A 22,785-nucleotide genomic window follows, 5' to 3' on the forward strand; every position below is an offset into this window, starting at 1 on the left:
GCTACCCCTTGTGCTGCAGCGGGAGGTACTGCGCCAGGCGCTGCGAGCTCGAGGTGGAACCGTCGGCCGTCTTGATGTCGAACGAGCCGGACGGGCGGGGGAAGCCGAGCTGGGCGTTCGCCTGCTGGCGCTGCGCCTCGGTGCGCGGCGGGACCGAGCGCCAGCCGACGCGGAACGCGGTCTTCGAGCCGGTGACGTCGATCACCAGGTTCTTGTTGACCTGGAGGCAGCGGCTCAGGCCGTAGCGCGGGGGCGGGGTGAGGAGCGGAATCCACGGCACGGAGACCGTGTTGGCGGCGCCGTTGCCCACGAGCGGGTCGTCCGGCAGGGCCTCGCCGGCCACGGGCGCGGTGGCGCTGTTCACCTGCAGCGAGCCGCCTTCGGCGTTGAGCCAGTCGAAGTAGCGGACGAGGTCGGCGAGTCGGACCGGGAGGTTCGAGAGCACCTGGCCGTCGGCGGTGAGCTGCACCGTCGAGACCTGGGTGTCGTCGATCGAGGAGCCGTCCTCGTTGAAGATGGCGAGGTGCGTGTACAGCCGCGACCCCTCGATCACGATGTGCTGGCCGTTCCAGTCGAGCTTGCCGATCTCGACGTCGGAGGGGAGCACGAGCGGCGAGGCCGGCTCGTTCACGAGGTAGGTGGTGAGCGTGCCGGTGATGCTGGCGACGTTCGGGAAGAGGCTCGGCAGGTCGCTGAAGTCGATGCTCAGCGGCTTCTGCGCGAAGAGCTCGGGGCGCATGGCGCTGTCGCCGGGGCTCGCGGCGCGCGGGTCGGAGAAGGGGATCATGACCGCGACGCGCCGGTTGAAGACGCCGGCGTTCGTGGCGGGCACGTCGGCCGGCTGGGAGAACTGCAGGCCGCGCACGTGGTGGCTCAGGATCCGGAAGTGCTGCCCGGTCGAGAGGATCTTGTCGCCGAGCTGGATGTTCTTGAAGATGCGGTGCAGCTGCTCGCCGGCGATGGCGACGGCGGCGCCGCCCTGGGTGATGACCAGGTCGAGGACGGCCATGATGGCCGGGGCGCGAACGCCCTGGGGGGTCTCCTTGAGGGAGACCTGGATCGACCCCGGCATCGCCAGGGCCTTCTGCTCGAGCTTGAAGAAGGACTGACCACGGAACATGGGGGCGGCTCCTAGGCGCTCTTCGACGCGAAGAGGGTGGAGAGGTCGAGCTTCGACTCGAGGCCGGTCGTCTTCAGGATGACGATCACGGCCACGGTCACGGCGGCACAGGTGGCGAGGGCGGCGATGTTGCGCGGCATGCGATGGTTCTCCTGAGTGACAAGGCACTCGAAGTGAATGCCGGCACGCTCGCACCTCAGAACGGGCGCCGCGACTTAGTGGTGAGCAAGCAGGAAGTCAGGTTTCAGAGCCGGCCTGGTGCTCGTTGCCGCAGCGCGGGCAGATGCAGCGCGAGCGGAGGAACGACCAGCGGTCGCGCCAGGAGCGGCGGCGCGCCTCGAGGCGGCACTCGGCGCTGCAGTAGCGCGGCGGAGCGTTGCGGCGCACCGACCACCGGAACGTGCGGCGGCACTCGGCGCAGCGGAGCGTGCGGCTACGGCCAGGTCGTGAATGCACCGACGGCCCTCGAGCTCAGGAGGCGCTGCGCGGCGAGAGCGCTGGTGGCGTCGGGGAGCCAGCCCTCGCGGTAGACCCGCTCCGCGTCCACGAAGGAGCGCAGCCGTCCGATGTAGATGCGCTGGGAGAGCGAGACCACGTCCGCCGGCAGGTTCGCCGGCCGGTGGGTGGCGAGGAGGGCATGCACGGCGCAGTTGTCGCCGGCGGCGTTGGGGATGCCGCCCTCGCCGCGCTTCAGGATCTGCAGCAGCGGGTTCTCGTGCCACTTCCCGGACCTGAAGAGCCCGTCGGCTTCGTCGTCCACCAGGACGACGTCACCGACGTCGATCGCGAGCTGCGCCACCTCGCGCGGGTCGGCGCCGGGGAACCGGCAGAACCTCGGGATGCTCTCCGCGGCGCGGAGCTGCGCCACCGTGAACGGCGCGCCATCCCAGTCGCCCGGGCGGTGCTCCACGATGAAGAACGCTCGCACGCCGGCCCGGGAGCCGTAGACGTGCGAGCGCATCAGCGTGGTTTTGCCGCAGCGCGGCTCGCCGAGGTAGAGCGCGACGCTCACGCCGCGATCGCTCCCTGGCTGTGCGGCGCCGGCGAGCTCGCGGGCGCGGCCTTCGGCTCCGGCGGCTTGTTCTTCTCCGCCTCGAGCATTTTCCAGCAGACGTAGCGGTTCACGCCGATCATCGTCAGGCCGATGGCGAGCGCGACGGCCGGGTCCATGTTGCCGCCGTACTTGTAGATCGTCTCCTCGAGCGGCGTCCGGATCGAGGTCTTCTCTTCGGCGCTCAGCGGCTGGTGCGGCGGCAGGCGCGCCGCGGCCACGTCGAGCAGGCCGAACACGAAGTCGGCCTCGCTCCGCACGCTCGCCCGGGCGGCCTCGCGCGCCGCCGGGTCTTCGGGGAGCTCCCGCCGCGCCGGCGGCGCCTCGCCAGCCTGCGCGGGCGCCGCCGGCGACGTCGCAGCGTCGGGCGGCTTGGGGGCATTCTTCGAGCCGGGCGGGCGGCCCGGCTTACGCTTCGGCGCCAGCTCCGGAGCCGGCAGGCTCGCCAGTGGGTTCGCCGTCGGGTCCGGCGCTTTCGGGAGTCTCTCGGCCGCCGCCGGCGGCGTGGTCGCCGTCGTCGGAGGGAGGGGGGTCGACGGGGTCGCCGCCGGCGGGGCCGGAGTCGTTGATCTGGAGCTCGGGGGAGGGGTTTTCCTGGCCGGCGGAGGCGTCGGCGAGGGTTTCCGGGTGGGCGTCGGGGAGGGCATCGGTGGTGGTCTCCTCGCCGAACAGGAAGTCGGCCAAGGCGGAGGAATTGCGGTTCTCAGCATCCATTTTGGAACCCCTGGAAAATCAACCACTTACAGGCGTGGGATTTTCGTTCCGAGTTTCTTCGCTCGGGAATTTCCCTCACCCACCGGAAACGTCAAACGGGGCGTCCGGAAATGCTGGCGCCGCTGGCATCCACCTCGGCCTGGTCGAGCTCGAGGTCGGCGAGCGCCACCAGCACCGGCACCCCGCCGCCGCGGAGGCAGCCGAACGAGACCCGCGCCGACGGCACGCCGCCGACGTCGAGCAGCTCCAACACGTACCCGGCGCAGTGCTCGGGGAGCGGCTCGAGGCCGACCGGCGACCACTCGAGCTCGCGCTGCAGGAGGACCGGATCGCCGACTCTCACGGCCGGGACTCGAGCTGCAGCGGGGGCAGGGCAGGGGAGTCGTTCTCGGACTTTCGGCACGTCGGGCAGAGCTCGAGCCCCTCCCGGCCGAGCTGCAGCGGGAAGCGGTGGTCGCCGCACCCGTCGCAGAGCTGGCGCCGGTAGCCCGGCCGGCGCGCGCCGCCGCGGAGCTCGTGCTTGCGCTTCAGCGCGCACGGCGCCGAGCCGCAGAACACGCGGGCGCGGCCGCGGCGGTGCCGGCGCACGGCGAAGGGCTGGTGGCAGTACGGGCAGCGGTTCAGGGTCTGGGGGGTCACGCTGGCGGCTCCTCGGGTGGACCTGCGGCGGACTGCTGAGCGGCGGCGAGCCGCTCGTACAGCTCGGCGGCGTCGGCGCCGTCGGCGACGATCGAGTGCTGCGCGCCGCACTTCGGGCAGACCTTCGGCGGCGGCTCGAGGCGCTTGAAGAAGTCGCCGAACCATTGAATCCACTTCGCGTTCCAGCCCGACCAGCCCGCGAAGACTCGAGCCATGTACGTGGCGTGCTCGAAGATGGCGGCCTCGTTGTCCCGGGTGTCGAACTGCACCCAGACGTCGGGCGAGCAGCGCTCGCGGTACTCGGCGCCGATGATCTGAGCCCACGCCTCGCGGAGCCTCTCGAGCTCGCCCTCGGTGAGCATGCCCCGGGGCACGTGGCCGCGGCGCCAGGCCGAGGCGTGGGCGGCGCGCTCCATCCAGAAGACGTTGAAGTGCGGCGAGAACTCGGTGGGGTCCTCGTCGCCCACCGGGTGCACGACGACGCAGGCCCAGGCGGCGTTGAGCGTCGAGCCGTGCTGCAGGAACTTCCAGAGGTTGCGGCGCACCTCGCGCACGCGCTCGGGGTCCATGAACTGCGCCCGATGCTCGGGCGGCACGGTCAGGACGGCCCGCTTCACCGACCAGAGGGAGGCGTTGGCGCCGCGAGGCGAGCGGCTGCGGGCGTCGTCGATGCTGGCCAGGATCTTCTCGGCCATCCGCTCGCCGGAGTCCCGGGAGACCACCGGGGCGCAGTAGACGCAGTCGCGGCGCTCGCACCCCTTGGTCACCAACTTGATCCCGCACAAGCACTTCACCGCCAGCTGAGTGGTCTCGCAGCGTTGCGCGCTTTTCCGTGCTTTCGAGATAAGGGAAGCAACGTCGGCGAACGCCTCCGGGTTCCACTTCGGCGCCTTCTGAATGCGCCTCGCCTTCGCTCCAACCTCGCGCCCGCAGTCGGGATCCGAGCAGTCGGACGCCATACGGTCGGTGACGACCCGCGGGCGCGCCCACCGGGCGAGCCGATTCTCAAGGCGATCGCGCGGTACGGCCCTGGCGCGGCCCAGGAAGCCCGTGCCGGCGTCGAAGGCGTCACGGGCCGCCCAGGCCGGCTCGAAGCCGCTGGCGAGCTCGGCGGCCTCCGTGGCGCGCGCCACCGCGCGCATCTCCATCGCCTCGAGCGTCTCCCGGTGCTCGAGCTCCTCGGCCGCGTAGGCGTTCCAGGCGTAGACCTGGCGCTCCTTCGGGCCGGTGCGCTCCGGCTCCTCCCGGCGCGGCGCGCGGACGGGCCGCACCGGGAAGAGCGAGCGCTGCGGGGTAGCGGCCTCGGAGATCACGGCGCCGGCGGCTCCCGAGTGAGCGTCACGCGGAGCTGCTCGCCGGCGTGGAACGTGGCGAAGACCGCGTCCCCGGTGTCGTTCACGATCTCGATGAACTCGCAGGCGTACTCGATGACCTGGCGCTCGCCGTTGAGCAGGTGAACGGTGACGGGCTCTTCCGGCAGGGCGCCGAAGAGAACGAGCAGGGGATTCGTCACCCGACCACCTCTTCCGGCATGCCGAGCAGCTCGCGCGCCAGCGCGTCGAGGCGAAGCGGCTTGGGGGGAGGGGACCAGCGGCGGACGACGGCGGCGAGCGCGGCCGAGAGCTCGAGCTCGCGCGCCTGACGCTCGAGCGCGGGCGCCTCGAGCACCGCCCTGTGGGCGAGCTCGAGGCGCCGCACGTCGGCGACGACCAGGTGCCGGACGTGGACCACGTCGGGCGAGCTCACCGCGCCCTCGTGCGGGCGGCGGGGTGGTCCGGATGGCGCGCGAAGAACGCGACGTTCATCCGCGCCACCTGCGAGCAGTACGCGCGCCAGGGCTTGATGGTGAACCAGGGGGCGAGCGCCATCAGGTGCTCCACCTCCTCGTAGCGGTCGCGCGCCTTCTCCACGTCGGCGAACGCAGAGAGGAGCTCGGCCTCGGTTCCCACCGCGTATCGAGGCGGCGCCGGCGTCGCGGGCCGGAGCGACCACAGGACGGCAAGGGCCGACGTGATGAAGTAGACGAGGACGGTGGCGGCGGCCGCAGAGGCGAGCGCGCTCACGGCGTCGGCTCCGGGTGATCGCTCCAGGCCACCGCAAAGGCCTTGAGGACGCCGCCGATCCGCTCGGCCTCCTCGGGGGTGAGGTCGCGCGGGACCGTCAACGAGCTGTCGACGGCCATGTGGCTCGAGGACTCGGCCCGCAGCGGCACCTGGTGGGTGAGCATCACGGGGTACTTCTTCGCGTCGTTCATCGGACCCCTCCGTTCCTGGGAACTCGCTGGTGTTCCGGAACGAGCGGCTCGAGCTCGTCCGCGGTGGCCTCGTCGCCGGCGAGGACGGCGGCGAGGTAGGCAGCTCGCACGCCGTCGGCGGCGCTCTGCTCGGTCATCAGGGCGGTGGCCTGGCGCTGCGCCATCGCGTTCTCGCGGACGGCGAAGAGCTCGGCCGCGAGCGCGTCGAGCGCGAACTGGTGGCGCAGCCTGGCGGCGCGGAGCGCAGCCTCGGCGTCGGCGCGCGCGATGCTGCCGACGAGCTCGGCGCCGGCGGTCTCGGCCGCGGCGATCGCGTCGGCAAGGGCGAGCTGCACCTCGACGACCTCGGGCGGCTGAGCAGCCACCCGGGCGATGTTCACGGCGGCCGCCTTCGCGGCGCGCACGTTGTAGGAGGCCCCGGCCGCCTGGGGGGCGGCCGCGACCACGGGGCACGGGGCGCGCATTTAGCGCCTCCCGTCCGGGAATTGCCGCGCAATCGGCCGGTGCGCGGCTGGATTGCGCGGAGCAAACGGGCGCGGGACCTGGTGCTCGGGGAGTCTCGCCGCGGCGGCGACGAACGGCAGGGCGCTCGTGCGGACGGTGGCGCCCACGCTCGAGCCTACAGAGCGGAGCACGCGGCGGCAGCTCGGGCAGGTTACGAGCTCGCCCGGCCGGACGCCGGCCGAACAGGCGGCGTGCGAGCTCGCGCAGGTGCCGGAGCTGCCAGGTCCCCCGCGGACTGAGGAACTGACAACTCCGGCACCCCCCCGGGACGCGAGATATCGACCCCGCGCACTCCCGCCCCCCGACTCGGGATTCCGGCCGGGGGGGTTAACCCCCTGTGACCGTGAGTCCGATAATATGGATTATGTCAACTAGGCGCGGGGCCGGGTCGGCGCGGAGAACCGCTGGAAACACGGGCCCTTCCGCCGGCTCAGCCGTCCTTCCCCGGTCGCCTGCCCCGGTGCTCGCAGAGCCCGTCGCGCGCCAGCACCTTCACGATGCGCGGCGTGCCGTGGGCGTCGGCGACGGCGCACGGGCAGCGGCCGGCGGTCTCGCAAGCGAGCCGCTCCTCCATCGCCGCGAGCGCGTCGGCGAGCTCCCGCTTCACGCGCCGCAGCCGCTCGATCCGCTGCTGCGCCTGGTCGAGGTGCGTGCTCAGGAGCTCGTGGCAGCGGCCGGCGAACTCGGCCGCGGTGGCGCACCCGGAGCGCAGGTCGAGCACCGCCTTGATCTCGCCGAGCCCGAGTCCGAGCTCGCGCAGGTCCCCGATGAGCCGGAGCCGCTCGAGATCCTCGCCGGTGTAGCGCCGGTGGCCGCCCTCCGACACCTGGGCCGGCTTGAGCAGCCCCTGCTCCTCGTAGAAGCGGATGGTCCGCACCGTGGCGCCGGTCGCCCGGGCCAGGTCGCCGGACGTGAGCTGGGCGCCTCCCATGCGCCGGGATCGCTAACCGGGCCCGCGCGCCCTGTCAACGCTGGCGCGGGGCGGCTCAGCTCCCGCGGAGCAGGTCGCGGGCGATGACCAGCCGCTGGATCTCGCTCGTCCCCTCGTAGAGCGTCTGCACCCGGGCGTCCCGGAACAGCCGCTCGACCGGGAAGGCGTCGGTGTAGCCGTAGCCGCCGTGCACCTGCACGGCGCGCGTCACCGCCCGCTGCGCCGCCTCGCTCGCGAAGAGCTTGGCCATCGCCGCCTCGCGGGTGAACGGCGCGCCGGCCTCCTTCCGCGCCGCCGCGCGCAGCGTGAGGAGCCGCGCCAGGTCGTGATCGGTGGCGACGTCGGCGAGCGCGAACCGGATCGCCTCGTGCTCGGCGATGGGGACGCCGAAGGCCCGGCGCTCCCGGGCGTAGCGGACCGAGGCCTCGAGGGCGGCCCGGATGGTCCCGGTGGCCTGGGCGGCGATGCCGATGCGCCCGCCGTCGAGGGCCGCCATGGCGATCCGGAAGCCCTCGCCCTCGGCCCCCAGGAGCGCGCCGTCCGGCACGGCGCAGCCGTCGAGGGCGAGCGACACGGTGGTCGAGGCGCGGAGCCCCATCTTCTCCTCGTGCCGCTCCACCACCAGCCCGGGGGCGCCGCGCTCGACGAGGAAGGCCGAGATGCCCCCGGCGCCCTCCCCGCCGGTCCGGGCCCAGACCACGAGCACCCCGGCCACGTCGCCGCTCGTGATCCACTGCTTGCGCCCGTCGAGGACCCAGCCGGACGCGGTGCGCCGGGCCCGGGTGGCGAGCGACGCCGCGTCGGAGCCGGCCTGCGGCTCGGAGAGCGCGAAGGCGCCGGCGACGAGCGCGCCGGAGGCGAGCCCCGGGCAGTAGCGCTCGCGCTGCGGCCCGGTGCCGAACCGGGCGATTACCTCGCCGACCATGTTGGTGACGGCCATCGTCACCGCCACCGCGCAGTCGCCCCAGGCGATCTCCGCGAGCGCGAGCGCGTAGGCGACGGGCCCCGCGCCGGCGCCCCCGAGCGCCTCGGGCACGTTCACCGCGAGCAGCCCGAGCTCGGCCAGCGCGGCGATCTCCTCGCGCGGGAAGCGCCCCTCGCGATCGCGGCGGCCGGCGCCGGGCCGCAGCCGCTCCTCGGCGAACCGCCGCGCCAGCGCCTCGATCGCCCGCTGCGCCTCGCTCGGCTCGAAGAGCACGGCCGGACCTAGTCCTTCAGCACCGAGGCCGAGATCACCAGCCGCTGGATCTCGCTCGTCCCCTCGTAGATCTCGGTGATGCGGCTGTCGCGCCAGTGGCGCTCCACGTCGTACTCCTTCACGTAGCCGTAGCCGCCGTGGATCTGGATGGCCTTGCTCGTCACGCGCTCCGCCATCTCCGAGGCGTAGAGCTTCGCCATGGCGCTCTCGGCGGTGTGGCGCCCGCCCCGGTCCTTCATGGCGGCGGCGCGCCAGACCAGGAGCCGCGCCGCCTCGAGCTCGGTCGCCATGTCGGCCAGCATGAACTGGATCGCCTGGTGCTCCGCGATCTTCTTGCCGAAGGAGTGGCGCTCCTTGGCGTAGGCGACCGCCTCCTCGTAGGCGGCGCGCGCGATCCCGAGCGCCTGGGCGGCGATGCCGATCCGCCCGCCGTCGAGGGTGGACATGGCGATCTTGAACCCCTCCCCCTCCTGCCCCAGCCGCAGCCGCTTCGGCAGGGCGCAGCCCTCGAAGAAGATGGAGCAGGAGCCCGAGGCCCGGATGCCCACCTTCTCGTCCGGCTTGCCCCGGCTGAAGCCGGCCACGTCGGTGGGCACGAGGAAGGCGGTGATGCCCCGGTGCGCCTTGGCCCGGTCGGTCACCGCGAAGACCAGGATGGCGTCGGCCTGGGGGCCGTTGGTGATGAAGTTCTTGGTCCCGTCGAGCACGTACTCGTCGCCGCGGGCGACCGCGACCGTGCGCATCTCGGCGGCGTCGGAGCCGCTCATCGGCTCGGTGAGCGCGAAGGCCCCGAGCTTCTCGCCGCGCGCGAACGGCGCCAGGAGCTCGCGCTTCTGCTCCTCGGTGCCGTACTTCAGCACCGGGTCGCAGTAGAGCGAGTTGTTGACGCTCATGATGACGCCGGTCCCGGCGCAGCCGCGGGAGATCTCCTCCATGGCGACGGCGTAGGTGACGGCGTCCATCCCGGCGCCGCCCCACTCGGACGGGACCGCCACGCCGAGGAGCCCCATGTCGGCGAGCTTGCGCACGGCGTCCCGCGGGAAGGTGTGCTCCACGTCCCAGCGCCGGGCGTTGGGGCGGAGCTCCGCCTCCGCGAACTCGCGGCAGAGGTCGCGGACCTGGCGCTGCTCCTCGGTGAGGTCGATCTGCATCGGGTGTCCTCCTCAGGCGCCCCGGAACGACGGGCTCCGCTTCTCGACGAAGGCGCGCATTCCCTCGGCCGCGTCGGCCGTGCCGAACAGGAGCGCGAAGGCCTCCCGCTCCAGCTCGCAGCCGGAGGCGAGGCTCACGTCGGCGCCGGCCTGGATGGCGCGCTTGGCCTGCGCCACCGCCACCGGCCCGCGCGAGGCGATGAGCCGCGCCTTCTCGAGGCAGAACGGGAGGAGCTGGGCGTGCGGCACCACCTCGAGGACCAGCCCCATGTCCCGCGCCTGCTCCGCGCCGTAGGTCGCCCCGGTGAAGATCATCTCCTTCGCCCGCATGATCCCCACCCGCCGGAGCAGCCGCTGGGTGCCGCCGAAGCCCGGGATGAGCCCGAGGTTCACCTCGGGCTGGCCGAGCCGCGCCCGCTCGCTCGCGTAGACCAGGTCGCAGGCCATCGCGAGCTCGAGCCCGCCGCCGAGGGCGAAGCCGTTCACGGCGGCCAGGGTGGGCACCTCGAGCCGCTCGAGCCGGCCGCAGACGCGGTGCCCGAGGTCGGCGAAGCGGCGCGCCTGGAGCGGCCCCAGCTCCGCCATCTCGGCGATGTCGGCCCCGGCGACGAAGGCCTTCTCGCCGCGGCCGGTGAGCACCAGGGCGCGGACGTTGCGGTCGATGCGGACCTGGTCGAGGACGCCCAGGATCTCGTGGAGCGTCTTGTCGTTGAGCGCGTTGAGCGCCCGCTCGCGCGCCACCGTGAGGACGCCGATGCCGTCGGTCACCTCGAACGACACGTTCTCGGGGTTGGTCACGTCCATGCGGTCACCCGTCGTACCGGTAGAAGCCACGCCCGGCCTTGCGGCCGAGCCACCCCGCCGCGACGTGCTGCCGCAGCAGCGCCGCCGGGCGGTACTTGTCCTCGCCGAGCTCCCGGTGGAGCACCTCGGCGATGTAGAGGCAGGTGTCGAGCCCGATGAAGTCGGCGAGCGTGAGCGGGCCCATGGGGTGGTTGAGCCCGAGCTTCACGGCGGTGTCGATGTCCTCGGCGCTGGCGAGCCCCTCCTGCAGCGCGAAGCAGGCCTCGTTGATGAGCGGGATGAGCACCCGGTTCACGATGAACCCGGGCACGTCCCTCGAGGTCACCGTCACCTTGCCGAGCCGCTTCGCGAGCGTCGTGACCGCGGCCCAGGTCTCGTCGCTCGTCTGCAGCCCGCGGATCACCTCCACGAGCTGCATCACCGGCGGCGGGTTCATGAAGTGCATCCCGATGAACCGGTCCGGCCGCCGCGTGGCCGCGGCGAGCGCGGTGATGGAGATCGAGCTGGTGTTCGAGGCGAGGATGGCGCGCGGCCCGAGGTGCGGCTCGAGCCGCTGGAACAGCTCCCGCTTCGCGTCCTCCTTCTCGACGATGGCCTCGATGGCGAGGTCGGCCCCGGCGCAGGCCTCGAGCCCGGGGGCCGCCTCGATGCGCGCCAGGACGGCCTCGCGCCCCGAGGCCGGGAGCTTCCCCTTCTCCACCAGCTTGCCGAGCCCGGCGGCGATGCGGGAGAGGCCGCGCGCCGCCAGCTCCGGCGTCGCGTCGGCCAGCACCACCGAGAGCCCCGCCTGGGCCGCCACCTGGGCGATCCCGCCGCCCATCTGCCCGGCGCCGATCACCGCCACCCGCTCGATCGCCATGCCGTCTCTCCCTGGGCGCGCCGCGGCGCGCCGAGGCCTGGGCGCCACACCAGGGGTCAACCCGGACGGCGCCGCGTGCAGGTCCGAATGTGCCACGCCGCCGGGGCGGGCGCGCGCCGAAAACGGAGTTCCCGGGCGTCCCATCGGGAGCCCGGCGGTCCGTCAGGGGGCGACGTTCACCACCACCGGCCCGCTCTCGTCCACGGTCAGCGGCCGCTCCACGGTGGCCACCGGCCGCCCGGGCGCCTCGAGCCGGAACCGGAGCGTGTAGCTCCCGTCGGTCAGCTTCACCGGGTGGCGGACCTGGGCCGGCGCGCCGCGGGCGAACCGGAACTCGGCGTGGCGGATCGTCTCGCCGTCGCGGAGCACGTCCACCGCCACGCCGGTGGGGCGCGGCTGCTCGTCGATGGCGTAGACGAGCACGAGGTCGCGCGGCGCGGCGCGCAGGAGGAAGAAGCCGATGGCGATGGCCCCGGCCAGGAACAGCATGCGGGCGGCCAGCTTCACGCCTCGCCGCCGCCCGGGTCCTCTTCGCCGCGGCGCTTGCGGAAGCGGGGCTTCACCTCGGTCCCCTCGACGTGCGCCTTCACCTTCCCGGGCCCGGCCTCGCGGAGCCGGATCTCGGCCTTTACTTCGATCGACATGGAGGTGAGGAGCTTCAGGAACTCGCGCCGGAGCGCCTCCGACTCCATGAACTTGCGGGTCTCCTCGCTGAAGACCCGCAGGATCTCCTGCTTCGCCGAGGCAGCCTGGCCGAGCACGTAGGTGAGGACGTCCTTCGGGAGCTTCCAGTCGCGGGCCAGCTTCTTCGCCCCCTCCTCGGTGAGGAAGAGCGCGCCCACGCCGGCCAGCACCGCCTTGCGGACGGCGTCGGCCACGAAGCCGCGAGAGGCCGTGGGATCGCCCGGCGCCTCCGGGTCCTCGTGCAGCGCCTCGGGGTCCTTGAAGTCGGACATGTCGAGCCCCCCTCCTCTCCGCTCAGGCGCGCGGCTGCGCGCCGATCACCGGCAGGCGCGGGGCCTTCATCACCTGCGTGCTCACCGCGCCGGCCACGTTGCGCGCCATGGCGAGGAAGGCCTGGGCCTGCGGCCCCTCCGGCTGGCCCGCCACGATGGGCACGCCGGCATCGCCGCCCTCGCGCACCGCGAGGTCGAGCGGGATCTCGCCGAGGAAGCGGATGCCCATCTTCTCGGCCGCCGCCCGGGCGCCGCCGTGGCTGAAGACCTGCGTCTCCTGCCGGCAGTGCGGGCAGATGAAGGAGGACATGTTCTCGACGATCCCGAGCACCGGGATGTTGACCTTGTCGAACATGAGCTTCGCTCGGATCACGTCGGCGAGCGCCAGGTCCTGCGGCGTCGAGACCAGCACCACGCCGGCGGCGCGGACGTTCTGGGCCAGGGTGAGCGGGACGTCGCCGGTCCCCGGCGGCAGGTCGAGCACGAGGTAGTCGAGCTCGCCCCAGTTCACGTCGCGCAGCAGCTGCACCAGCGCCGAGGTGACCATCGGCCCGCGCCAGATGAGCGCCTGGTCGGGGTCGATGAGGAACCCGATCGACATGACCTTGATGCCGTGCGCCTCGAGCGGCTCGAGCCGCGCGCCGTCCTTCGACTCGGGCTTGCGGTCGAGGCCGGTCAGGATGGGGACCGAGGGGCCGTAGATGTCGGCGTCGAGGATGCCGACCTTCGCGCCGCTGCGGGCGAGCCCGATGGCGAGGTTGATGGCGACGGTGCTCTTGCCGACGCCGCCCTTGCCGGCGCCGACCAGCACGATGTTCTTCACGCCGGGGGTGAGCTGGCTCTGCGAGGTGCCGGGGGCGGAGCGGACGTTCGCGCCGAAGCGGAGCGCGACGCGGGTGAACCCGGCGCCGCGCAGCGCGGCCTCCACGTCCTTGCCGATGGTCTCGCGCAGCGGGCAGGCCGGCGTCGTCAGCTCGACCGTGAGGGAGACCGCGTCCCCCTCCACCCGGAGGTCCTTCACCATGCCGAGGGTCACGAGGTCGCGGCGGAGCTCGGGGTCCTGCACCTTGCGGAGCGCGTCGAGGGCTGTCTGGTTGTCGAGGGCCATGAACCGTTTCTTATAGCGAAGGCGGGTGCCGCGGGCCAGCCGACACGGCGCCCTCCTGCCCCGGCTCGCCGCTCACCGTGACCTCCACGTCGAGGAAGCGCCGGATCACCTCGGCGTTGGTCAGGAGGTGCGGCGTCACCCGGGCGACGGTGAACTGCGTGAGCGGCACGACGCCGGGCGGCGGCGAGAGGAGGCCGGCGGCGGCGAGGGCGGCCGGGAGGAGCAGCTGGTCGCCGAGGTGCACGTCCACCGCCCCGGCGCCCGAGAGGAACTCGTGGAACTCCCCCACCGCCTCGTCGGCGGTCCGCTCCGGCGACTCGCCGCGGCCGCCGAGCGCGCCGTGACCGGAGCTGCAGCGCTCGAAGTGGCCCACCACGATGAGGTGCGCGCCGGTCGAGAGCCGGGCCGGGGCCGGCACGCAGCTCGCCTCCGCCGGGACGCCCTGGTCGCGCAGGCGCCGGACCGCCCGGGCGGCCTGGCGCTCCGCCACCGCGAACTCGAGCCCCGCCACCATCGAGACCACCTCGACCTCGCGCAGCGTGCCGCGCTGCCGCAGGTCGAGCGGGGGCATCGCGTGCGCCGGCTCGACCACCGCGGTGAACTCGCCCCCGCCCTCCGGGTAGAAGCCGGCGGCCCGGAGGCCGAGCTCGAAGCGGAAGCCGAGCCGCGCCACCGCGGGCGCCCAGACTAGCGCCAGGTAGTGGAAGGTCGGGCTGTAGTCCTGGTGCGTGCCGCCGCGCAGCGTGAGGTGCGAGGCCTCGCCGGCGAGGGCGAGCGGCCAGCAGAGCGTCTGGAACAGGAGCGGCGTCGAGCCGGCGGTGCCGACGTCGAAGGTGTGGTCGCCGGGCCGGACCGGCCCGCCGGGGCGGAAGCGGAGGTGCGAGGAGCCCACCTCCGCTCCCTCCACCCCCCCGCCGGTCACGAGGGCGATCGCCCGCGCCGCCTCGCGGTGCTGGGGGCGGAGGCCGGGCTTCAGCCGGTTGGCCCGCAGCTGGTGGATCTCGAACGGGCGGCCGGTGATGGCCGACAGCGACAGCGCGGTGCGGAGGATCTGCCCGCCTCCCTCGCCGGCGCTGCCGTCGAGCACGATCGATTGGTCCATCACGAGCCCACTCTAGTCCCTGCGTCCCGGGGTGAACACGACGCGCACGGGCCCACTCGGGGTGCGAGAAGGCTCCCGCCGCGGCGCGGGAGCGGATAGAAGGAGCCCGTGGCCGCGCTCCTCGTCTTCGTCCTCACCTACGTCGCCATCGCCGCCGGCCGCTTCCCGGGCCTCTCGCTCGATCGCCCGGCCGCCGCGCTGCTGGGCGCGGCGCTCATGGTGGCCCTGCGGGTCCTGACCCCGGCCGAGGCCGGGGCCGCGATCAACGGCGACACCATCGGCCTCCTGCTCGGGATGATGATCCTCACGGCCTATCTCACCGAGGCCGGCTTCTTCCGCTGGGCCAGCTGGAAGGTGGTCACCTCGGTCCGCACGCCACGGGCGCTGCTCTGGGCGGTGGTGCTCGGCGCGGGCGGGCTCTCGGCCTTCCTCGTGAACGACACCGTCTGCCTCATGATGACGCCGCTCGTGCTGCGGGTAGTGGACGAGGCCGAGCTGCCGCCGACCCCGTTCCTGCTGGCGCTCGCCTTCGGCGCCAACGCCGGGAGCAGCGCCACCCTCACCGGCAACCCGCAGAACATGATCGTGGGGACGCTCTCCGGGATCCCCTACGCGCGCTTCGCGGGCGCCCTCGCCGCGCCGGCGCTCTTCTCCCTCTGCGCGGTGGCGCTCCTGCTGCAGTGGCGCTTCCGGGCCGAGCTCGTCGAGCGGCCGCTCGCGGGCCGCCGGCTCCCCCGCCCGCCCATCCAGCCGCGCCCGCTCCGCCGCGCCCTCGCCTGCACCGCGCTCGTGCTCCTGGGCTTCCTGGCCGGCCTCCCGCTCTCCTGGACCGCGCTCTTCGGCGCGGCGCTCTGCATGGCGATCTCCGGGCGGGCGCCGCGCGAGGCGCTGCAGCGCGTGGACTGGCCGCTCCTCCTCTTCTTCGCCGGGCTGTTCGTGGTCGTGGCCGGCGTGGGCAAGGCCGGGCTCGCCGACCGGATGCACGGGGCCATCGCGCCCTGGCTCGGCGCCGGCCCGGTCCGGCAGACGGCGGTCTTCTCGCTCTTCACCGTCGCCGCGTCGCAGGTGGTCTCGAACGTCCCCTTCGTGGTGCTCGCCGGCCACTGGGTGCCGCGCCTGGCCGAGCCCGGGCTGGGCTGGCTCGTGACCGCCCTCGCCTCGACCCTGGCGGGGAACCTCACCGTGGTCGGCTCGGTCGCCAACCTCATCGTCCTCGAGATGGCCGGGCCCGGGCGGCGCATCCCTTTCTGGCCGTTCCTGCGGGTCGGCGCGGTCGTCACGGGGGTCACGCTCGCGGGATCACTGCTGATTCTGCTGGCCGAGCGAGCGCTCGGCGTGCTCCCATGAGGCTCACCGCCCCGGCGAGAGGCGGGGCGGGGATTCGCCTGAAATAGACGGGGTGCGCGACCGTACTTCCGGCATGGTGGCCGCCGTCGCACTGACCGTCTGGGAGTGGGGGGCCTTTGGGGAGCTCGACCGCGGCGTGACGCTCGACCTGGACGACGAGGCCGCCGTCGCGCGCGCCGCCCGGCAGGGAGATCAGCGGGCCTTCGCCCGCCTCGTGGACCTGCACCAGCGCGCGGTCTACGGCCTCTGTCTGCGCGTGCTGCGCCAGCCGGAGGAGGCGCGCGACGCGGCGCAGGAGAGCTTCGTCCGCGCCTGGGCCTCGCTCCCGGGCTACGACCCGGCCCAGCCCTTCGCGCCGTGGCTCCTGCGCATCGCCCGCAACCACTGCATCGACCTCGTCCGCCGGCGGCTGCCCGCGTCGCGCACCGTCGAGCTCGACGCCCCGCCCCGCGACGGCGCGGAGCGCCCCGAGCTCGCCGACCCGGCCGCCCCGGCCGACGTCACGCTGGCCACCGCGGAGGGCGCGCGGGCCGTCGGCGCCGCGGTGGCGACCCTGCCCGAGAACTACCGGCAGGTCATCCACCTCTTCCATGTCGAGCACCTGAGCTACAAGGAGATCGCCGTGACGATGGAGGTCCCCATCGGCACGGTGATGACCTGGCTGCACCGCGCCCGCGCGAGGCTGCGCGAGGCCCTGGGGCAGCAGGAGGAGCGGCCATGAGCCACGCGCACCTGACCGACGAGACCGCCCAGCTCCTCGCCGACGGCGTCCTGCCGCCCGCCGAGGCTGCCGGGCCGGAGCGTCACGCCGCCGCCTGCGAGGCCTGCGCCGCGCTGGTCGAGTCCTACCGCGCCCTCGCGGCGGCGCTCGAGGCCGAGCTCCCCGCCCCGCCTCCGCCGCCCGGCTTCACCCAGGGCGTCATGTCCCGGATCGCGGCGGTCGAGGAGGCCCGCGCCTTCGAGCGGCGGCTCGCCCTCGGCATCGCCGGCGTCGCCGCCCTCGCCGCGGCGGCGCTCTTCGCGCTCGCCGGCGCGAGCGCCTGGGCCCCGGTCCTCTCCCGCGGCGGCTCCCTCCTCGCCGACGGGGCGGAGGCGATCCGGATCGGCGGGGACGTCCTCTCGCCCATCCTCCACGCCCTGCGGCTCCAGATCGCGGTCGCCGCCGCGTGCGCGGTGCTCCTCGTCTCGCTCCTGCTCCGACCGCTCGTGCCGGCCCGCGCCGCGGCGCCCGCCGCCTAGAGGACCACCATGCTCACCTCCGCCCTGCTCGCCGCCACGCTCGCCCTGCTCGCCCCCACCGGCGGCGGCGTCGGTGCCGGCCTCCCCCCTCCCGCTCCTCCGGCCCCGCCGGCCGTGCCGGCCGCGCCCGCGCGCGTCGCCGGGCGGCTCGCCGGGGACTGGCCGAGGCAGGACGCCCGCAAGGTGTCGCTCTCGGGCGCGATGAAGCTCGACGCGGCGCTGCAGCGGATCGCCGGCGCCGGCGGGTTCAACCTCGTCGCGAGCACCGGCCCCCTCGGGGAGCGGTCGGTGACCCTGGCGTTGAAGGACGTCCCGGTGCAGGACGCGCTCGAGGCGGTGCTCGAGGGCACGCCGCTCGTGGCCACGCGCAAGGGCAGCATCGTCACGGTGGCGCCGGGCGCGAGCGCGGTGCTGGAGGCCGGGAAGCGGCGCCTCGTCTACCAGCTCGGCCCGCCGGATCGGGAGCAGCGCCGGCGCTCGAAGGCGGAGCTCAAGGAGGGGCCGCAGGGCGCCCCCGACGCCGGCCGCGGCGCCGACGAGCCGGACGGGGACGCGGACGAGGCCGACGACGAGGGCGACGGCGGCTCGGGGCGGGACCAGGTGTCGCACGGGGACGTCACGGTCCCCGCCGGGCAGCACCCGCGCAGCGTGGTGGCGCTCCGCGGCAACGTGCGCTTCGAGCCGGGCAGCGGGGCGCGTGAGGCGACCGCGGTGATGGGCTCCGTGGACCTCGGCCCCGGCGCGGAGGTGGAGCGCGAGGTGGTGGCCATCGGCGGCGACGTCCACGTCGGCCCCGGGGCGCGCGTCGGGCGCGACGCCGTCTCGATCGGCGGCAAGATCGTGGTGGACCCGGGCGGTGAGGTGGAGGGGCAGCAGACCAGCATCGGCGTCCCCGGGCTGGCCGGGATCGCCGCCCTGGCCGGCTCGAAGCCCTTCCTCTTCTCCGGGTCCCGCTCGCCGGTGTTCGGCGCGGCGCGCGCCCTCACCGAGTTCGTGATCTTCTTCCTGCTCGGGCTCGTGCTCTGGGCGATCGCCCCTCGCCGCGTCGAGGGGGTCGGCGCCGGGCTGTTCGGCCAGCCGCTCAAGGTGGTGCTGGTGGGGCTCCTCGGGACGCTCGCCCTGCCCCTCCTGGCGCTGCTCCTCACCGTGACCGTAGTGGGGATCCCGCTCGTGGCGGTGCAGGTCCTGGCGGTGCTCGCGGCCGCGGTGCTGGGGTTCACCGCGCTGGCGCTGGCCCTCGGGCGCCGGCTGCCGGTCCACCCGCGCCGCGGCCAGGCGGTGGTGCAGCTCGCCCTCGGCACGGCGCTCCTCGTGGCGGTGACCCACGTCCCGGTGCTGGGCGGGATGGTCTGGGTGACGGCCTGGCTCTTCGCGTTCGGCGCGGTGCTCCGGACCCGCTTCGGCGGGGAGCGGGCGCTCCCGACCACGCTCCCGCCGGCCACCCCGGCCGCGCCGCCGCCCGGCGCGCCGGTGGCGTAGCCGCTCGGGATCGCCCCTCCCCTGCCCTCCCCACGCGGTGGGGAGGGAGAGGCCGCCGGTACTTCAGCGCGAGCGGGGGGGCTTCCCGAGGCGGGAAGGCTTGCCGGAGCCGGGGCGCTTGCCGGGCGAGAAAGGCTTGCCGGCGCTGGGGCGGTTTCCGGAGGAGAAGGCCCTTCCGGAAGAGGTGGGCTTCCCGGAAGAAGAGGCCTTTCCGGGAGCGGCCGGCTTTCCGGAGCCAGGGCGCTGGCCCGACGGAGCGGGCCTGCCCGGCCGCGCGGCGACCTCCGGCGGCTGGCGCGAGGGCGCGGCCAGCGGCTCCGGCCTGGGCTTCGGCTCCTGGCCCCGCGGGGCCGGCGGGCCGTGGCCGTGGCGCCGCGCCGCCTTGGGCAGCGGGCGCTTCACGGGCGCCTCGCGCGCCTCGGGGATGTCGGAGAGGTCGTGCTCTCCCCCCCGCCCCTCGAGCCCGACGAGGGCGCGCATCGCGCGCAGCTCCTCCGGCGCGAGATCGCGGAAGTGGCCGGACCGGAGCCCCTGCACCGAGACGCCGCCGAACTCGGGGCGGAAGAGCCGCAGGACGGTGAGCCCCACCGCCTCGCAGAGCCGCTTCACGAGGTGGTAGCGACCCTCCCCGACCTCGATCCGGAGCCAGACGTTCTTCTCGGCCTTCTCGTGGATCTCGCAGGAGAGCGCCTTCGCCGGCCCGTCCTCGAGCCGCACCCCCTCGCGGAGCCGGGCGAGCGAGTCCTCGAGCCGGGGCGCCAGCGCGGCGGCGCTGCCGGGGGCGGCGCCCGCCGAGGCGTCGCCCTTCACCTTCACGAGGTAGACACGCCGGTGGCCGTAGCGCGGGTGGGCGAGCCGGTTCGCGAGCTCGCCGTCGGTGGTGAAGAGGACCGCGCCCTCGGCGTCGTAGTCGAGCCGCCCCACCGGGAAGACCCGCTCCTTCACGCCGGTGAGGTACGAGGCGGCGGTCGGGCGGCCCTGGGGGTCGCTCATGGTGGTGACGCACCCCGGGGGCTTGTAGAGCAGCAGGTACCGCTGCCCCTGCCGCGCCCCGACCGGCTTGCCGTCGAGGAGCACCACGTCGGTCTCGGGATCGACCTTGGTGCCCTGCTCGGTGACCACCGCGCCGTTCACCTTCACCCGGCCCTCGGCGATGATCTCCTCCGCCTTGCGGCGGGAGGCGACGCCGGCGTTGGCGAGGTACTTCTGCAAGCGCTCCATCTAGCTCTCCGGCTTCGGCGGCGGGGGGGCGCCGTCCGCGGGCGCGAGCGGGAGCTCTCCCCCCTCGGGCGGCGGGGGCTTCGGGTCGAGCGCCTGGGCGGCGACGCGCGTCTTCTCCTCGGCGGCCGCCATCGCCTTCTCGAGCTCGTCGAGGGCGGCGTCGCTCTCGGCCTGGCTCGCCTCGAGGGCGGCGCGCAGCGCCGGGTCGGTGAGCTCCGCCACGATCCCCTCGATGCCGGGGGACTCGGGCTCCGGGGCCTCCTTCTCGACGATGTCGCGGTGCTCCTCGGAGAGCTCGTGGAACTCGCGCAGCGTCGGTAGCGAGGCCAGGTCCTTGAGGGCGAAGAACTCGAGGAACTCGCGGGTGGTCCCGTACAGCATGGGGCGGCCCGGCTCCTCCTTCTTGCCCAGGATCTTGATGAGCTTGCGCTCGAGGAGCGCCTTCACCACCGCGCCGCAGTCCACGCTCCGGATCTCCTCGATCTCGGGGCGGGTCACCGGCTGGCGGTAGGCGATGATGGCGAGCGTCTCGAGGGCGGCGCGGGTGAGCCGCTGCGGCTTCACCTTGAGGAAGCGCCGGGCGTAGTCGGCGGTGTCGGGGCTGGTGCGGAGCTGCCAGCCGCCGGCCACCTCGTGGAGCACGATGCCCGAGACGCCCTCGCGGTACTGGCCGGAGAGCTTGTCGAAGGCCTTCTCGATGCGCGCCGGCTCGAGGCCGGTGGCGCGGCGGACGTCCTCGACGGCGAGCGGCTTCTCGGAGAGGAACAGCAGGGTCTCGAGGATGGCCCGCACCCGCTCCGGGGAGAGCTTCTTGGCGGCGGCCTGGAGCTTCTCGAACGGCTCCTCCTTCTCCGCCTCCTGGACGTCGATGCTGGCCGCCTCGACCTCGTCGAGCTCCTCGTCTCCCTTGGCCTCCTCGGCGGCCTGGAGCGCCTGCAGCTCGTCGGCGGAGACGCCGGGCGAGGCGCGCGGCGGCGCCGGCGGGGGCGGCTCCTCGCCGGCGGGCGGCACGTCGGCGACCGGGGCGTCCTCCCCGGCCGGCTCGGGCGCGCCCTGCGCCTCGGCGCCGGCGTTCGCGGCGCTCCCCTCCCCGGCCGGCGCGGCCTCGGGGGCCGCCTCGGCGGGCGCCTCGCCCTCGGGGGCGGCGGGATCCTTCTGCTCCTCGGTCATCGAGCGGTCCTCGTTCAGCGGTAGTCCACGTCGGCGGAGACGTCGCCGGCGAGCAGGGAGTCCTTGGCCTCCACCAGGATCTCCGCCCCCGGCCCCTCCTCCTCGACGCCCGACTGGAAGATGCGGATGAGCTTCAGCTTGCCCATCTCGAGCAGCGCCAGGAAGGTGGCGATGATGCTGGAGCGGGTGCGCGGGGCCTCGCCCTCGGTCCCCTCGAGCAGCTCCGAGAAGGTGGCCTGGCGACGGGCCCGCAGGAGGTCGGCCACCCGCGAGATGGCGTCGGTGATGCTGAGCCGGTCGGTCACCACCTCGTGGCCGAACTCGGGCTTGGCGTTCTTGAGCGCGCGGTCGAGCGCCTGGATGAGCTTGAACACCGAGATGTCGGCGAGCCCCTCGGGCCCCTCCGGCGCCTCGGGCGGCGGCAGGCGCACCTTGCGCGTGAAGACGTCGCGCTCGAGCACGTCGCGCTGGCCGAGGTCCTCCCCGGCCGCCTTGTACTTCTGGTACTCGAGCAGCCGGCGGACCAGCTCGGCGCGCGGGTCCACGCCCGACGCGTCGTCCACCGGCGCGTCCTCGGCCACCTCGGTGCGCGGCAGGAGCAGCTTGCTCTTCATGAGCATGAGCTGCGCCGCCATGTGGAGGAACTCGCCGGCGATGTCGATGTCGAGCTCGCGCAGCCGCTCCAGCGTCGCGAGGTAGCCCTCGGTGATGCGCGCGATCGGGATGTCGAACAGGTCGAGCTGGTGCTCCTTCACGAGGTGCAGGAGCAGGTCCAGCGGCCCCTCGAAGGGCGGCTCGCCCGGCTTCGCGGCCGGGAGCGTGACCTTGAAGGCGTCGAGCGCGGCGCGATCGGCGGCCGACGGCGGCGGCGCCACCGGCTCCTCGGCCTCTCGCCGCTTCTGTGAAGGCGCCTTCGCCACGCGAGGAGTCCCGGACCGCCGGGGCTAGAGCTTCATCGCCTCGCGCACCTCGGCCATGGTGCGCTGGGCCTCCGCGCGCGCCTTGCCGGTGCCGATCCGGATGAGCTCGTCGAGGTCGCCGGGGCGCGCGAGCAGCGACTCGCGCCGTTCCCGGAGCCGCTCCTGGTCGGGGGCGAGCTTCTCGAGCAGCTTCTTCTTGCAGTCCACGCAGCCGATCCCGGCCGAGCGGCAGCCGGTCGCCGACCACTCGAGGACCTCCGGCGGCGAGTAGACCTTGTGCAGGTCGTAGATGCCGCAGACGTCGGGGTTGCCCGGGTCCTGCCGCCGCTTGCGCGACGGGTCGGTCACCATCCCCATGATCTTCTTGGTCGTGGACTCGGCGCTCTCGCCGAGGTCGATGGCGTTGCCGTAGCTCTTCGACATCTTGCGGCCGTCGGTGCCGAGCACCTTGGCCGCCTCGGTGAGGAGCGGCTTCGGCTCGGGGAAGACCTCGCCGAAGTGGAAGTTGAAGCGGCGCACGATCTCGCGCGAGAGCTCGAGGTGCGGGATCTGGTCCACGCCGACCGGCACCGCGTTGGCCTTGTAGAGCACCACGTCGGCGGTCATCAGCACCGGGTAGCCGAGGAAGCCGTAGAGGTTGAGGTCGCGGTCGGTGAGCTGCTCCTTCTGGTCCTTGAAGGTGGGGCAGCGCTCCAGCCAGCCGAGGGGCGTGATCATCCCGAGCAGCAGGTAGAGCTCGGCGTGCTCCTTCACCTGGCTCTGGATGAAGAGCGAGGCGCGCTCCGGGTCGATGCCGGCGGCGATCCAGTCCACGAACATCTCGCGCTGGGACTCGCGGATCACCTCGGTCCGGTCGTAGCTCGTGGTGAGCGCGTGCCAGTCGGCGCTGAAGTAGAAGCAGCGGTGGTTCGACTGCAGCTTCACCCAGTTGGCGATGGCGCCGTGCAGGTGGCCGAGGTGGAGGCGCCCGGTGGGGCGCATCCCCGAGACCACGATGGGCTGGAGCGGTTCGGACATG

General features: G+C 73.9%; 31 protein-coding genes. 4 read left to right on the forward strand and 27 right to left on the reverse strand.

Annotation, left to right across the window (positions count from 1 at the left end; translation table 11 throughout):
- Position 1: 1 nt before the first annotated feature.
- The 23 genes from AMPC_RS03685 to rtcA form a co-directional block, all read right to left on the reverse strand.
- The gene (locus AMPC_RS03685) at positions 2-1,120 is read right to left on the reverse strand and encodes a hypothetical protein (RefSeq protein ID WP_248344410.1); all 1,119 of its coding nucleotides are present in this window, start codon (positions 1,118-1,120) and stop codon (positions 2-4) included.
- An 11-nt stretch (positions 1,121-1,131) separates the two neighbouring features.
- Positions 1,132-1,260, reverse strand: coding sequence for a hypothetical protein (locus AMPC_RS20415; protein WP_256466119.1), 129 nt, complete (start codon positions 1,258-1,260; stop codon positions 1,132-1,134).
- Between the two features lie 97 nt (positions 1,261-1,357).
- Positions 1,358-1,507, reverse strand: coding sequence for a hypothetical protein (locus tag AMPC_RS03690; RefSeq protein WP_248344411.1), 150 nt, complete (start codon positions 1,505-1,507; stop codon positions 1,358-1,360).
- Positions 1,508-1,553: 46 nt separating this feature from the next.
- Positions 1,554-2,132, reverse strand: coding sequence for a hypothetical protein (locus tag AMPC_RS03695; protein WP_248344412.1), 579 nt, complete (start codon positions 2,130-2,132; stop codon positions 1,554-1,556).
- The gene (locus AMPC_RS03700) at positions 2,129-2,431 is read right to left on the reverse strand and encodes a hypothetical protein (RefSeq protein WP_248346423.1); all 303 of its coding nucleotides are present in this window, start codon (positions 2,429-2,431) and stop codon (positions 2,129-2,131) included. Before AMPC_RS03700 ends, AMPC_RS03695 begins: the two co-directional genes overlap by 4 nt.
- Before the next feature lie 148 nt (positions 2,432-2,579).
- Positions 2,580-2,855 (reverse strand): hypothetical protein, encoded by a 276-nt coding sequence (locus tag AMPC_RS03705; protein ID WP_248346425.1) that lies wholly within the window; start codon positions 2,853-2,855, stop codon positions 2,580-2,582.
- 121 nt (positions 2,856-2,976) lie between these two features.
- On the reverse strand, positions 2,977-3,228 hold the full coding sequence (locus AMPC_RS03710; protein WP_248344413.1) for a hypothetical protein: 252 nt from the start codon (positions 3,226-3,228) through the stop codon (positions 2,977-2,979).
- Positions 3,225-3,524, reverse strand: coding sequence for a hypothetical protein (locus AMPC_RS03715; RefSeq protein WP_248344415.1), 300 nt, complete (start codon positions 3,522-3,524; stop codon positions 3,225-3,227). The genes AMPC_RS03710 and AMPC_RS03715 overlap by 4 nt, the downstream gene beginning before the upstream one ends.
- Positions 3,521-4,837 (reverse strand): hypothetical protein, encoded by a 1,317-nt coding sequence (locus AMPC_RS03720; RefSeq protein WP_248344417.1) that lies wholly within the window; start codon positions 4,835-4,837, stop codon positions 3,521-3,523. Before AMPC_RS03720 ends, AMPC_RS03715 begins: the two co-directional genes overlap by 4 nt.
- A complete protein-coding gene (locus AMPC_RS03725; RefSeq protein ID WP_248344419.1) occupies positions 4,834-5,037 on the reverse strand; it encodes a hypothetical protein in 204 nt (67 codons plus the stop codon). The genes AMPC_RS03720 and AMPC_RS03725 overlap by 4 nt, the downstream gene beginning before the upstream one ends.
- Positions 5,034-5,270 (reverse strand): hypothetical protein, encoded by a 237-nt coding sequence (locus tag AMPC_RS03730; protein ID WP_248344420.1) that lies wholly within the window; start codon positions 5,268-5,270, stop codon positions 5,034-5,036. Before AMPC_RS03730 ends, AMPC_RS03725 begins: the two co-directional genes overlap by 4 nt.
- Entirely contained in the window at positions 5,267-5,587 is a 321-nt protein-coding gene (locus tag AMPC_RS03735) for a hypothetical protein (RefSeq protein WP_248344422.1), read from the reverse strand. The genes AMPC_RS03730 and AMPC_RS03735 overlap by 4 nt, the downstream gene beginning before the upstream one ends.
- A complete protein-coding gene (locus tag AMPC_RS03740) occupies positions 5,584-5,778 on the reverse strand; it encodes a hypothetical protein (protein WP_248344424.1) in 195 nt (64 codons plus the stop codon). Before AMPC_RS03740 ends, AMPC_RS03735 begins: the two co-directional genes overlap by 4 nt.
- Positions 5,775-6,242: a hypothetical protein gene (locus AMPC_RS03745; RefSeq protein ID WP_248344426.1), complete on the reverse strand. Its 468-nt coding sequence runs from the start codon at positions 6,240-6,242 to the stop codon at positions 5,775-5,777. Before AMPC_RS03745 ends, AMPC_RS03740 begins: the two co-directional genes overlap by 4 nt.
- A 470-nt stretch (positions 6,243-6,712) precedes the next feature.
- Positions 6,713-7,213, reverse strand: a complete 501-nt coding sequence (locus AMPC_RS03750) for a helix-turn-helix domain-containing protein (protein ID WP_248344428.1) — start codon at positions 7,211-7,213, stop codon at positions 6,713-6,715.
- A gap of 55 nt (positions 7,214-7,268) precedes the next feature.
- Positions 7,269-8,411 (reverse strand): acyl-CoA dehydrogenase family protein, encoded by a 1,143-nt coding sequence (locus tag AMPC_RS03755; protein ID WP_248344429.1) that lies wholly within the window; start codon positions 8,409-8,411, stop codon positions 7,269-7,271.
- Positions 8,412-8,419: 8 nt separating this feature from the next.
- The gene (locus tag AMPC_RS03760; protein ID WP_248344430.1) at positions 8,420-9,562 is read right to left on the reverse strand and encodes an acyl-CoA dehydrogenase; all 1,143 of its coding nucleotides are present in this window, start codon (positions 9,560-9,562) and stop codon (positions 8,420-8,422) included.
- 12 nt (positions 9,563-9,574) lie between these two features.
- On the reverse strand, positions 9,575-10,366 hold the full coding sequence (locus tag AMPC_RS03765; protein WP_248344431.1) for an enoyl-CoA hydratase-related protein: 792 nt from the start codon (positions 10,364-10,366) through the stop codon (positions 9,575-9,577).
- 4 nt (positions 10,367-10,370) lie between these two features.
- Positions 10,371-11,225, reverse strand: a complete 855-nt coding sequence (locus AMPC_RS03770; protein ID WP_248344432.1) for a 3-hydroxyacyl-CoA dehydrogenase family protein — start codon at positions 11,223-11,225, stop codon at positions 10,371-10,373.
- A 162-nt stretch (positions 11,226-11,387) separates the two neighbouring features.
- The gene (locus tag AMPC_RS03775) at positions 11,388-11,732 is read right to left on the reverse strand and encodes a hypothetical protein (RefSeq protein ID WP_248344434.1); all 345 of its coding nucleotides are present in this window, start codon (positions 11,730-11,732) and stop codon (positions 11,388-11,390) included.
- Entirely contained in the window at positions 11,729-12,181 is a 453-nt protein-coding gene (locus AMPC_RS03780) for a hypothetical protein (protein WP_248344436.1), read from the reverse strand. Before AMPC_RS03780 ends, AMPC_RS03775 begins: the two co-directional genes overlap by 4 nt.
- A gap of 22 nt (positions 12,182-12,203) precedes the next feature.
- The gene (locus AMPC_RS03785) at positions 12,204-13,289 is read right to left on the reverse strand and encodes an Mrp/NBP35 family ATP-binding protein (protein ID WP_248344439.1); all 1,086 of its coding nucleotides are present in this window, start codon (positions 13,287-13,289) and stop codon (positions 12,204-12,206) included.
- A gap of 10 nt (positions 13,290-13,299) precedes the next feature.
- Positions 13,300-14,391 carry an RNA 3'-terminal phosphate cyclase gene (rtcA, locus tag AMPC_RS03790; protein ID WP_248344441.1) on the reverse strand — a complete coding sequence of 364 codons (1,092 nt, stop codon included), beginning with the start codon at positions 14,389-14,391 and terminating at the stop codon, positions 13,300-13,302.
- Positions 14,392-14,499: 108 nt separating this feature from the next.
- On the opposite strand from rtcA, the gene AMPC_RS03795 reads away from it, so the two are divergent.
- Genes AMPC_RS03795 through AMPC_RS03810 form a run of 4 tightly spaced genes read left to right on the forward strand, consistent with a single transcriptional unit; the run spans position 14,500 to position 18,456 of the window.
- Positions 14,500-15,738: an ArsB/NhaD family transporter gene (locus AMPC_RS03795; RefSeq protein WP_248344444.1), complete on the forward strand. Its 1,239-nt coding sequence runs from the start codon at positions 14,500-14,502 to the stop codon at positions 15,736-15,738.
- A gap of 52 nt (positions 15,739-15,790) precedes the next feature.
- Complete coding sequence (locus AMPC_RS03800) at positions 15,791-16,459, forward strand: RNA polymerase sigma factor (protein ID WP_248344446.1); 669 nt, start codon at positions 15,791-15,793, stop codon at positions 16,457-16,459.
- Complete coding sequence (locus AMPC_RS03805; RefSeq protein ID WP_248344448.1) at positions 16,456-16,977, forward strand: anti-sigma factor; 522 nt, start codon at positions 16,456-16,458, stop codon at positions 16,975-16,977. Before AMPC_RS03800 ends, AMPC_RS03805 begins: the two co-directional genes overlap by 4 nt.
- Before the next feature lie 9 nt (positions 16,978-16,986).
- Positions 16,987-18,456, forward strand: a complete 1,470-nt coding sequence (locus AMPC_RS03810) for an STN domain-containing protein (protein ID WP_248344450.1) — start codon at positions 16,987-16,989, stop codon at positions 18,454-18,456.
- 63 nt (positions 18,457-18,519) lie between these two features.
- On the opposite strand, the gene AMPC_RS03815 is transcribed toward AMPC_RS03810, so the two are convergent.
- The 4 genes from AMPC_RS03815 to trpS all read right to left on the reverse strand — a co-directional run bounded on the left by AMPC_RS03815 (position 18,520) and on the right by trpS (position 22,784).
- On the reverse strand, positions 18,520-19,677 hold the full coding sequence (locus AMPC_RS03815; protein WP_248344452.1) for a pseudouridine synthase: 1,158 nt from the start codon (positions 19,675-19,677) through the stop codon (positions 18,520-18,522).
- Positions 19,678-20,847 (reverse strand): SMC-Scp complex subunit ScpB, encoded by a 1,170-nt coding sequence (gene scpB / locus AMPC_RS03820; RefSeq protein ID WP_248344454.1) that lies wholly within the window; start codon positions 20,845-20,847, stop codon positions 19,678-19,680.
- Positions 20,848-20,861: 14 nt separating this feature from the next.
- Positions 20,862-21,722, reverse strand: coding sequence for a segregation and condensation protein A (locus AMPC_RS03825; protein ID WP_248344457.1), 861 nt, complete (start codon positions 21,720-21,722; stop codon positions 20,862-20,864).
- A gap of 69 nt (positions 21,723-21,791) precedes the next feature.
- Positions 21,792-22,784 (reverse strand): tryptophan--tRNA ligase, encoded by a 993-nt coding sequence (gene trpS, locus AMPC_RS03830; RefSeq protein WP_248344460.1) that lies wholly within the window; start codon positions 22,782-22,784, stop codon positions 21,792-21,794.
- Position 22,785: the final 1 nt, after the last annotated feature.

The organism is Anaeromyxobacter paludicola, from assembly GCF_023169965.1.
In the GTDB taxonomy this organism is placed as follows: domain Bacteria; phylum Myxococcota; class Myxococcia; order Myxococcales; family Anaeromyxobacteraceae; genus Anaeromyxobacter_B; species Anaeromyxobacter_B paludicola.